At 51.4% G+C, this 11,024-nt stretch carries 11 protein-coding genes and 1 pseudogene; 8 read left to right on the top strand and 4 right to left on the bottom strand.

The window, feature by feature from the left end; all coding sequences use genetic code 11:
- Positions 1-48: 48 nt before the first annotated feature.
- The 6 genes and pseudogenes from ACT3TR_RS02420 (at position 49) to ACT3TR_RS02395 (ending at position 4,952) form a co-directional block, all read left to right on the top strand.
- Positions 49-543 carry a CMD domain-containing protein gene (locus tag ACT3TR_RS02420; RefSeq protein WP_444624617.1) on the top strand — a complete coding sequence of 165 codons (495 nt, stop codon included), beginning with the start codon at positions 49-51 and terminating at the stop codon, positions 541-543.
- Positions 540-1,118, top strand: a complete 579-nt coding sequence (locus ACT3TR_RS02415) for a peroxidase-related enzyme (protein WP_096281630.1) — start codon at positions 540-542, stop codon at positions 1,116-1,118. The genes ACT3TR_RS02420 and ACT3TR_RS02415 overlap by 4 nt, the downstream gene beginning before the upstream one ends.
- Before the next feature lie 47 nt (positions 1,119-1,165).
- Positions 1,166-2,149, top strand: a complete 984-nt coding sequence (locus ACT3TR_RS02410; RefSeq protein ID WP_096281628.1) for a TRAP transporter substrate-binding protein — start codon at positions 1,166-1,168, stop codon at positions 2,147-2,149.
- A 79-nt stretch (positions 2,150-2,228) separates the two neighbouring features.
- Positions 2,229-2,735, top strand: a complete 507-nt coding sequence (locus ACT3TR_RS02405) for a TRAP transporter small permease (protein WP_096281626.1) — start codon at positions 2,229-2,231, stop codon at positions 2,733-2,735.
- Positions 2,732-4,021, top strand: coding sequence for a TRAP transporter large permease (locus tag ACT3TR_RS02400; RefSeq protein WP_444624618.1), 1,290 nt, complete (start codon positions 2,732-2,734; stop codon positions 4,019-4,021). Before ACT3TR_RS02405 ends, ACT3TR_RS02400 begins: the two co-directional genes overlap by 4 nt.
- Positions 4,022-4,267: 246 nt before the next feature.
- A pseudogene (locus ACT3TR_RS02395) lies at positions 4,268-4,952 on the top strand (IS5 family transposase).
- Positions 4,953-4,966: 14 nt separating this feature from the next.
- On the opposite strand, the gene ACT3TR_RS02390 reads toward ACT3TR_RS02395, so the two are convergent.
- The 4 genes from ACT3TR_RS02390 to ACT3TR_RS02375 form a co-directional block, all read right to left on the bottom strand.
- Entirely contained in the window at positions 4,967-6,019 is a 1,053-nt protein-coding gene (locus ACT3TR_RS02390; RefSeq protein ID WP_444647229.1) for an AbrB family transcriptional regulator, read from the bottom strand.
- 4 nt (positions 6,020-6,023) lie between these two features.
- Positions 6,024-7,538, bottom strand: coding sequence for a tripartite tricarboxylate transporter permease (locus ACT3TR_RS02385; protein WP_096281622.1), 1,515 nt, complete (start codon positions 7,536-7,538; stop codon positions 6,024-6,026).
- Between the two features lies 1 nt (position 7,539).
- Positions 7,540-7,992, bottom strand: coding sequence for a hypothetical protein (locus ACT3TR_RS02380; protein ID WP_096281619.1), 453 nt, complete (start codon positions 7,990-7,992; stop codon positions 7,540-7,542).
- Positions 7,993-8,096: 104 nt separating this feature from the next.
- Positions 8,097-9,095: a Bug family tripartite tricarboxylate transporter substrate binding protein gene (locus ACT3TR_RS02375; protein ID WP_096282403.1), complete on the bottom strand. Its 999-nt coding sequence runs from the start codon at positions 9,093-9,095 to the stop codon at positions 8,097-8,099.
- A gap of 179 nt (positions 9,096-9,274) precedes the next feature.
- Here ACT3TR_RS02375 and ACT3TR_RS02370 point away from each other — a divergent pair, with 179 nt between their 5' ends.
- Together ACT3TR_RS02370 and ACT3TR_RS02365 are read left to right on the top strand one after the other, a co-directional pair.
- Positions 9,275-9,958, top strand: coding sequence for a GntR family transcriptional regulator (locus tag ACT3TR_RS02370; protein WP_444624619.1), 684 nt, complete (start codon positions 9,275-9,277; stop codon positions 9,956-9,958).
- A 76-nt stretch (positions 9,959-10,034) separates the two neighbouring features.
- Positions 10,035-11,003, top strand: coding sequence for a D-2-hydroxyacid dehydrogenase family protein (locus tag ACT3TR_RS02365; RefSeq protein WP_096281615.1), 969 nt, complete (start codon positions 10,035-10,037; stop codon positions 11,001-11,003).
- Positions 11,004-11,024: the final 21 nt, after the last annotated feature.

The raw sequence follows: 11,024 nt of genomic DNA, 5'->3' as shown, positions 1-11,024 counted from the left end.
GTTCCCTTTGATAAGAAGCGCTTGGCTGATCCGTTTAAGGACATAAAAATGACAAATGTAATAGAAGCAGCGGCCAATGTGCCGAGTACCGGCCCCCTCGCTGACGCGTTAGCGATGCGTAGCAAGCTGATGGACTTGACGCAGGCCTCTTATAAAGCCGCCCTGTTGCCCAGCGACCCAGGTGGGCTGGCGCTTGAAACCAGGGCAGTGTTTGCCTGCCGGATGGCGAAAATGTGCCAGCAAGAGGGGCTAACGCGCCACTATGTCGAGCTGCTGTCCAGCTACGGCAGCGAAGCCGACCCGCTGAGCTTGGCAACGACGGACAGCCACCCACCGGCAAGTGAGCCGCGTCTAGCTGCCATGGTGAGCTATGTAGATTTAGTCACTCGCTCACCCAAAGATGCCAGCGAAAGCGATATTGAACGGCTGCGTAAAGCGGATATCAATGAATCGGACATTGTGCGCTTAGCCGGGCTGGTCGCCTTTGTTAATTATCAGCTGCGAGTTGCCGCTGTGTTAAGTGTCATGGGAGAAGCGCAATGAGCCGCGTTATTCATAAGTTTACGACGCGTGTCCCTACGTGGCGCCCCCATGTCACGCCGATTGATTATGAGCAGGCGACGCCCGCCCAGCGCGAAGCGCTGAAGGAAACGCCCTCTAATACCAAGATATCCGATTACGTGCTGGTGTTGGCACACGACCCGGAGTCGCTGCGCATTCGCACCTCGCTGTTCAACGGCATTATGTACGACAAGGGTGGCCTTGCCCGCGAAGAGCGTGAACTGGGCGCGGTGGCTGCGTCTGTGGTCAATCGCTGCATATATTGTGCTGCTGTTCATGCCCAGCGTTACAATAATATTGTCGGCGATGATCGGGTCATGGGGGATATCTTCCTGCGTGGCAAAGAGGCCGATCTTGACCCGCGCACGCGCGCTATTTTGAAATTCGGTATGCGTCTTTCCGAATGTCCTCCCAACGTCACCCAAGAAGATATTGGAAGTCTGAAAGAGGTGGGTTTAAACGATCAAGAAATCTTGGATTTAACGCTTTCAACGACGCTGTTTGGATGGGCCAACCGCCTAATGCACACGCTCGGCGAGCCGGTATCGGGCAAGTAGCCATACGGCCTTTTTGCTAACCATATATCGACAAAGGAATCTCCACGATGACCCGCACTCTCTCAAGCATTGCCCTATTAAGCGCGGCGGCCCTGTTGACCGCAACGCCAGCATTGGCAGAAACGCTGCGCCTTGGTACCGTCGTCACCGCGCCCCATCCCTGGGTTGATGCGGCGGAAGCCTTTAAAACAGAAGTCGAAGAAGCTACCGATGGCCGTGTGAAAGTACAAATTTTTCAAGGTGGGCAGCTGGGCAACGACCAAACCATGGTCGACGAAATACGCATTGGCACGACCGACATGATTATTGGCGGGGTCATGAATGTTTCGCCCTATATTCCTGATTTCGAGATCTTCAGCCTCAACTATTTGTTTGATGATATGGACGACTTTCGCGCAGCCACATCGTCTGATTCTCCTGTCTATGCGTATTTCGACAATGCCATGAGCGAGTCTGGCGTTGGTTTGAAACTGCTTAGCTTAACCGGCGGCGGTACGCGCAACTTAAGCAGCAATGTGGGGCCGATTGTTGAGCCTTCCGACCTTGAAGGCGTCAAAATGCGCGTTACCGGCTCACGCCTTGACGCAGAAATGTGGCAAGCGGCGGGGGCGTTGACTACCTCGCTCCCCTGGACAGAAATCTACACGGGTATGCAAACCGGCGTCGTCGGTGCCTTTGAAAGCACTATCAGCGGCTACTTCTCAAGCCGACTCTACGAAGTCGCCCCGTATCATGCCAAAACCGAGCATCAGATCATGATGAGCCACATCTCTATCAGCGAGAACCGCTTTAATCGTTTCTCAGAAGAAGATCAGGCCATTATTCTCGACGCGGCGCAGCACGCGGGTGAGTACGGAACGGAAAAAGGCGTTGAGTATGATGCCGAAGTCATTCAGCAGTTTGCAGACCTGGGTGTAACGGTAACGGAGGTCGACAAGCAGGCCTTTATTGATCAAATCGTTCCTCTTCATGACCAGTTTGCTCAAGAGCGCGATTTGACCGAACTGCTTGAAACGATTCGTAATCTTTAAGCCGTCACCGATAAGTCACTTGGTTAGCTGACCGCTCCCCGTTAACGGGGAGCGTTACCGCGAAGGAAAGGGCGCACGCATGCGACGAATAAACAATGTAATAGAGAAGGCGCTGACGTTTGTGGCGAGCAGTTTGTTTGCGGGCTTTATTCTTACGGTTCTCTATCAGGTTGTGGCGCGCAACTACTTGAAAATTTCGGTTTCCTGGACCGATGAAGTAGCCATGGCGTTTTTCGTATGGTCAGTGTTTCTGGGTGCCGCTATTGCGGTGCGCAGGCGCAGTCACTATGTGGTTGATGTCTTTCCATCGCGTTTTGTGATCACCCAGCGGGCGCTGCGTCTGTTTGGCAACGTCGCCTGCTTGCCGGTGATCTATGTGTTAATTGTCCACGGCAATGTGCTGGTTGATATGGGCTGGAGCCGGCGTTCGGTCGCGCTAGGAACGCCCATGGCCTATATGTTTGCCGCGATTCCAGTAGCGGGATTAGCGATGTTGCTATTTTCCTTTGAAATCATAATGGATGATATTGCGATGCTCAAAAAAGCTAACAGCGTGGATAGCGCGCGTGAGGCAACCAAAATATGAACCCTTTGTTGGTCTTGATTGGCAGCTTCTTGCTTCTTATTGCGCTTAGCGTACCCATTGCGTTTGCCATTGGCTTAGCATCTATTATTACGATCACCCAGCTAGGGCTACCGTTGACCTCGGTCGTCAACCAGATGTTTGCCAGCATCAATTCATTTCCGCTGCTGGCCGTGCCGTTCTTTCTATTGTTAGGCCGGCTGATGAACGACGGCGGCATTACCGATCGCCTGTTGAACTTTGCTGACAGTACGGTCGGGCACGTTCGCGGGGGGCTTGGGCACATCAACGTCATGGTGTCGATGATGTTTGCCAGCCTGTCGGGCTCCGCCGCTGCTGATACGGCCAGCGTCGGCGCCGTACTTATTCCCGCGATGAAGAAGTCCGGATACCCCGCGCCTTTTGCTGTTGCCTTAACGGCGGCGTCTTCAGTACTGGGCGGTATTATTCCACCCTCGATCTTGATGGTGATTTACGGTGCTTTCGGCAATGTGTCTGTCGGGGCGTTGTTCATGGGCGGCGTATTGCCTGGTGTGCTGGTAGGTTTGATGCAGATGGGCTACGTCTATTACGTTGCCAAGCGTCACGGTATCAAGGCAACGGGCAAGTTTTCGTTCTCAAAAGTGGGCCGCACCGCCCTGACGGCGGCACCTCCCATGATGTTACCGCTGGTCGTGCTAGGCGGTATTACCGCCGGTGTGTTTACCGCGACCGAAGCGGCCTCGGTAGCCGTTCTGGTCGGTGGGCTTCTAGCCTTTGTGTTTTATCGTGCGATTCATATTAAGCAATTGCCGGGTATTTTAGCCGATTCCGTGGTGAGCTTTTCGCTGCCGATGTTCGCCGTTGCGTCAGCGGGGATCATGGGGTGGCTGATCTCGTACCTGGGGATTGCTCAGGAGGTTGCCGACTTTATCCTGTCTGTTACCCAGGCCCGAGTCGGTATCATGCTGCTGGTGATGTTTTTCATGCTCGTCATCGGCACAGTGCTTAGCCCGGTGACGGCGGTGATCATCTTCCTGCCTATCATTCAAGGGCTTTGCGTGTCGGCAGATATCAACCAGATCCATATGGGCCTGGTGGTGATTTTGTCGCTGACGCTGGGACTGATCACGCCGCCATATGGTATTTGTCTGCTGATAGCCACACAGATAGGCGAGGTGTCGATGGGGCGCGCTTTCGTGGCTGTCATGCCGCTCATCATGCTTATTATGCTAGTGATTATTGCCATGATAATGCTGCCGAGCGTGTTTCTATACCTGCCGCAAATGATGTTCCCCAAAACGTTCTAACGATGCCTTTCTATCGCTCACGCAGCACTTAACGTTGGCCCGACAATAGGATTGTCGGGCCAACTTTTTTAGGGAGCTTTTTGTACTGAACTGGTTTTTATTGTTAGGGCCTGTTGACGTTTGGACGAAAAGGATTTGGCAGGATAAGAGCAAGCTCGCAGAATAGAGGTTCTCACACCCAAAAACTGCGAGCCTGCGATGCCTCGATGAATGCTCACGGATGAAAACTGACCGAAGCTAAAACCTATCCTGCTTCAACAAGGTATCTATGACAAGGCCAACCTACTACTTACTGTGGAAGGTATTCTGCACCGGATGCGCACGGGGTGCCAGTGGCGGGACTTACCCGAAGCATTTGGGCCTTGGAGTACTCCCTACAAGCGCTTCAACGCCTGGTCAGCAGCTGAAAAACTGATGATGCTTTCCGGCACTCTGGTGAATGATCCTGATATCGAGTGGCTACCCTTGTGTCAAAGCACACCAGGACATTACCGGGCCGCCACAGAGGAGACAGAAACCATTGGTAAAAACCGTTCAGGCAACGCCAGCAACATTCATTTGGCCTTCGACGCTTACGGACTTCCCGATACATTCAGGATAATGAGCGGTGAGGTGCATAACAGAAGTCCAGGAATTAATTAACGACTTGCCGTCAGATGATGCACTGGCCGCTGACAAAGGCTAAGACAATGAGTGTACCCGTGAGCAGACTGAAGCAAAGACTATGAAGGCCGTAATTCTACACAAGCGTAATTCGAAATAGAGAAATGCTAGTTTGGGCCGAGGGTTATATCGCTATCGGCATATCGTGGAGAATGCCTTTGCGCGATTGAAGCCGTATCGCGCCATAGCGATGCGTTACGATAAGCTCAAGCGAAACTATGAAAGCAGGGTAGTCTTGGTCTGCGGATTTTTGTGGCTACCCATGTGAAAGGTCAACAGGCCCTAGCCTTGCTGAATTTGTTTTCCTAGCCAACTGGCGATCAGAGGAAGCATCGCTAGGATCAAGAAAACACGAAGTACATGATGGGCTGCCACCATGGCAGGATCTATGGATAACGCAAGCGCTACGACGCCAAGTTCCGGTGCCCCTCCAGGCAAATAGGATAAGAATAAAGGTGTGTCGTTTAAGCCTATAATGGGTGCAAGCAACAGGGCTGCAACGAAGGAGCCGAGGGTGAGGAGTACGCCAATCATTGCGGCTAGCCAGCCATCTTTTAAAATTTGTGGAAGGGAGTAATGCGTGAATCGCGCTCCTACTCCTGCGCCAATAATAATCTGTGCTGCGCTGGAAAGTATGGGGGGAACATGGACCGTCAAAATATCAGTAGCGTGCAGTAATCCTGAGCTGAGCAATGGAATCAATAGCATCGCTGAGGGGAAGTTCAATCGCCAGGCTAGCCAGCCGCTGGCTATCGCCACCAGTGCCAGGATTCCATGTTTAAAAGGATCTATTGCTTCCGCGTGAGTAAAGCTTGCAAGGCTGGCGTCAGCGAGGTTAATGCCGGAAATAGCCTGGATGATAATGGGCGCAGCAATTAGCAATACCACTAATCGCGCGGTATGACAGAGGGCAACGCGGCTGACTTCGGCTCGATAATTTTCTGCCAAAACAGACACGATTGAGAGCCCGCCTGGTATGGCGGCGAATAAGGCAGTAACTCGATCCATTCTCCCTAAGCGATAAAATATTTGATAAGCGATAAAACAAAATGCCAGCGATAAAAAACTCATGACAATCAGGCTTATGGTCCAGTCTCCGGCCTGGCGTACGACTTCTGGCGTAAAACTGGTGCCTAGCATGGTGCCGATAGCAACCATGGCGTAACTGCGCCATGGGCCAGGAAAACGAGGCTGAAAAGATGTCGTCTGAGTACATAGAAGTGAGGCCGTTAGACTGCCAAGTACCCATGGTAACGGTAGGGAGAGTGCAAAAAAAGCGAATCCGCCTAAGGCGCCGATGCAAAAAGTAATGCCTCCTCGAAGTTGAGGAGGCATTTGTTTAATTAGATTCATGGCTAGCACGGCGAGAACGAAGTGCTTTCAATGCTGGGGCACCCATCAAAACAAGCAGCATTATGATGAAAAGAGCAAGAGCAATGGGTCGCTCCAGCATGTATTCAAAAGGTCGGCCACCGGACACCTGTAAGGTGCGCACAACTTCTCCTTCCATCATGCGGCCAAGCAGTAAACCGATGACCGCGGCTGCGACGGGATAGTTGTTTTGTCGCATGAGCCAGCCGAGCCCTGCAAAGGCGGCAACCGTTAGCGGTCCAGCGATAGTGCCGGTTATGCCATAGCCACCCCAGGCACACATTGCTAATACGCTTGGCACTAGATAAGCCAGTGGAACGCGCACCACCATGCCCAGTAAGCGAAGGCTAAGTAATCCCATAAACGCTAGAAGTACTACTTGACCCAAATTGCCGAGAATAATCGAATACACGATATCGGTCTGGTCTCTTATAAACGATGGCCCACCAATAATATTGTGGAAAGAGAACGCGGCCAGAAGTACAGCAGTCGCAGCCCCACCAGGAATGCCAAGAGCTAGTAGTGCTGTCATTGAGCCGCCCTCCGAGCTGGAGTTTGCTGATTCGGCCGCCACAACACCCTCAGGTGCTCCCTTGCCGAATACTTCAGGTGTCTTCGACGTTCGCTTGGCCTCGCCATAAGAGACAAGGTTGGCTACCGACGAGCCCACGCCCGGAATGGCGCCGATCAGTGCGCCAATGAGGCTGCCGCGTAGTAAGATGCCGGGATGGCGAAACGTCTGCTTGACGCCTTTGAGAATAAGAGAAAACGAAATATTACGCTGGGCCTCATTTTGTACTAGAAATGAGCCTCCTCTCAGGCGTAATAACTCAGAAGCGGCGAATATGCCGATCATGGCGGGCACAACCGGGATGCCATCAAGAAGATAGGGGTTGCCTATTGTAGTGCGCATAATGCCCGTCGTGGACATGCCAATTTGGCTGAGCATGAGACCCAGAAAGCCGGCCAGCAGACCCTTGGCCATACTGCTGTCATTGAGTGTCGCGATAAGGGTTAGTCCCCACAGTACCACCACGACCATTTCCAGCGGACCTACTTTAAGTACAAAAGCAGCCAATGGGTTGATTAATAACATCAGAAGGCTGTAACCCACGAAAGCGCCCACCACGGAAGCACAAAGGCCAAGGCCGAGTGCTTCATTGTGTTGACCCTTTCGCGCCATCGGGTATCCGTCAAATGCCGTTGCAATTGATGAAGATGACCCGGGGATATTCATAAGAATAGCGGTTACCCCGCCACCGTAGGCACCGCCAGTAAATATGGCGGTTAAAAACAGCATGGCTTGAAGAAAATCCATGCCAAAGGTCACTGGCAGGAAAACGGCCATGGCCATTGAAATTTGTAGCCCGGGAATCGCACCGAAAACTAGGCCGATAAATAAGCCAGGGATAACCCAAAGCCAAGGGCTTAGATCAGTAAAAAGAAGAGTAAACGCCTGAGATAATGCGAGTTGATCAATCATGTTAAAGCACTAGTGTGGTCATTGGATAAGGGAATAGAGAGCCAAAACCCTTGACAAGAAAAACAGTAAACACGAGTGCATATAGAGGCGGTTGCCATTTGCCTTTGCTCCCACACATAAGAACGCCGACCCAGACAAAAACGAAAGTAGCAACGTCAAAGCCGACGTTGGTTAACGCAAAGCAAAAGGCGGCAAATCCTGTAAGAAGCAGTATGTCGCTCCATATAGATGATTTATCAATACTGCTGGGCGAAGGCTCTGACACTGGCTTCAATAAGGCTTTAGTGGCAATCCCAATGGACAAAAGCCCAATGATTATTGCGCTGGGAGCCACTATCACTAGATTGTTCAGCGTTGTGGAAGCCTGAGTGGCGCTCCAGGTAATAAAGCCCGCTATAGCCAGTATGAGGCCTAACAAAAAGGCATGCGTTGCAGAAATCTTTCCTGTTACCATTTTATAGTGTCTCCACATTGAAATAATAATGGGACCAAACGTAAGTTGATCCCGTGATGATTATGTGCAAAGCACCAGTGCTTATGCGCCAGCAGTGACGTTATTCATTCTGCTTCTGGTGAGTATTGCTTCAAAATTTCAAAGTTGGATTCGATGATCTCTGTCGTGCGCTCAGGCCCCAGCCACTCTGCACCAATATCTTGGGCTTCTAGCCGACTAACGAATGTCTCATCTTGCAGCGCATTGTGATAGGCATCGACCATTTGTTGAAATGCTTCTGGGTTACTCTCTTTAAAGGCAGCATGCGCGGCGAGGCCTCGCATTGATCCTGCCAGTACCGGGACTGGCTCGTATCCGCTCTCTTCAAGCGCTGCATTCAGCGTTGGAGCATCCCAGTCTTCTGATGCGGTATCAGCCGCTAAGGCAAGAGGGCGTATGTACTCCTGGATTGATAGCGTGCCGTCTGCAGCCAATACGGTCATGTCTACCTGCCCACCGGCGACCGCCGTACGCGCAGCACCGCCAGACTGGTAGGTGACAATATTGACGGCTGTTTTATCGAGTCCAAAGGCTTCAAGAGCCAGTTCAAGGTTGATAGCGCCGGTCGAGCCAGGTACGACAGAAACGCTTAGCCTTCCTGGATTGTCCTTGGCTGCCGCCATGAAGTCCGCCAGCGTTTCATAAGGCGTGTCCGCATTGACGGCGAAAAGATCGTAATCATTCCACTGTCCGTTGATAAATGCGAAGTCTGACAAATCATAAGTGGCATCAAAGCCAAGAATCGCATTCGAGATGTAGGGATGTATTGAGGACGCAAGGAAATAGCTCCCATCAGCAGGCATATTGTGGAAGTAGGTATGGCCGACATGCCCCCCCCCTCCATTTTGATTTACGACTGAAATTGGCGTGCCTAGATCTTCCTGAAGCCGCTGAGCCAACGCGCGAGCGGTGCGGTCAGCGGATCCGCCAGGGCCAAGCGCAACAACGAAAGTGATTTTTTGTGTTGGCCAGCTTTCCTGGGCTGTGGCGGTGAGGGGGGTAATCGCAGCCGTCAGGGAGAAACCCAGCATAGCTGTAGCAATGACTTTTTTCTTATTAATCATGGTGGCCACTCCGCTTTTCTTTAGATAATTGTATGACAATCATTTGTGAGTAAATATAGAAGTACATATAGTAGTTTCTGTAGATCCTCGGATATGTAGGCAAAAGGTCTAATTTTTAAGATATTTTTTGAAAATTATTGAAAGTTATATAAAGCTGTATGCATTCGAGGAGAATTGCTTTGTCTACAATAAAAGAAGAAGCGAATGGTTTGGCTGCTGAACGAGTAGCTAGTGGTTTATACGGTGAAATACTTAAAGGTCTGTTGCAGGCTGGTGCTCGTCTTGGCGAGGTTGCGTTGGCTGAGCGCTTTTCTGTCAGCCGAGGGCCTGTGCGTATGGCGCTCAAAAGCCTTAGCGAGTGTGGGCTTGTAACCATCGTGCCGAACAGTGGAGCGCATGTGCGTGAAATGCGGTACGAAGACGCTCGGGCGATCTACCAGGTTAGAACTGCTCTTGAAACTGAGGCCGCTATGTTAGCAGCCGGTCGTGCCAATGCATCCACTGGCGATGAGTACCTGGCGTTACTGCAGTTACATGCCAGCCAAGTGACATCTCATCCTGAGGGGGCCTATCTCCAGGAGTCCGAGGAGTATGACTTTCATTTAGTTACCGCACGCATGTCCGGTAACCTACTCATTGAGCGTTATTTAACACACGAGCTTCGTCCGCAGCTAACCCTGCTAAGGAACAAGCATCGGTATGTTACGGGGCGCGGAAAAATCGCACTTTATGAACATGAGCGCATAGCCTCAGCTATCTCGGAAGGTGATGTAGAGGTGGCGGGCTTATTGATGCGGCGGCATATACAGAGCAGTTGGGAAACACTTGAAGAACAGCTACTCAAGAGAGACGCCCTTAATTAAACAGTAATTGAGTGATAATCGCGGAGTCCAGACAAGGTTTTGTTTGGCTTTAGCCTGCACTAGGGAGTGAGTGTGTATGAAAACTGTAATTCTTGATGATTGGGAAGGCTGTATGAAGGAGCATTCTGCCGTATCTCGCCTGCGTGAATTCTCTGAGGTGGAGATCTATGGTGACATGCCTACCTTTGATGCCCTGGTGAGTCGACTTCAAGGAGCCGATGCGATCATCCCGCTGAGAGAGCGCACCTTGATTGGCCGGGACCTTATCGCGGCTTTGCCCGACCTAAAGTTAATCGCTCAAACCGGTACGGGCCTTGCGCATATGGATAAAGACGCAGTGGCACAGGCGGGGATTTCGGTTGCAACGACGCCGGGTGGGTCTACGGCGGCGGTAACCGAAATGACTTTTGCCTTTTTGCTTAACCTCACCAAGCGAGTTGTTGAGGTGGATCGTCGGATGTCCGCTGGGGAGTGGCCAACGATCGTGACCAGCAATTTGAGCGGTAAAACCATTGGTCTGATTGGTCTGGGCAAGATTGGATGTTCCGTGGCGAAAATGGCACAGGCCTTTGGCATGCGGGTAGTTGCATGGGGCCCCAGGTTGACTCAGGAGCGAGCAGCCCAAATGGGAGTAGAGTACGTTTCATTGGAAGGCCTACTCACCCAAGCGGACGCCGTTAGTATCCATGTAAGGCTGATACCTGAAACGGAGGGGTTATTGACGACGGAGCATTTTAAACTAATGAAGCCAGGTGCGATTCTGATCAATACCTCACGCGGAGCCATCATTGACGAAGCGGCGCTCATTGATGCTTTGCAGAGTAAGAAGATTGGTGGGGCGGGGCTAGATGTTTTCTGCGAAGAGCCGCTACCGCAGTATAATGCTTTTTCGGCACTGGATAATGTCATAACAACGCCACATATGGCATGGAAAACTGAAGAAACCTTTTCGCGTTTTCTCAATGGATCGGTTGATAATATCCAGGCATTTTTTGTAAAAAAAGAGCCCCGAAATATCATTAACATTTCCGATGGAAAAACATGAGGCGATCCTGCCCAGTAATAG

Origin of the sequence: Halomonas sp. AOP12-B1-6 (assembly GCF_052379225.1) — a bacterium.
GTDB lineage: Bacteria > Pseudomonadota > Gammaproteobacteria > Pseudomonadales > Halomonadaceae > Vreelandella > Vreelandella casei.
This window is presented reverse-complemented; position numbering and strand designations above follow the sequence as displayed.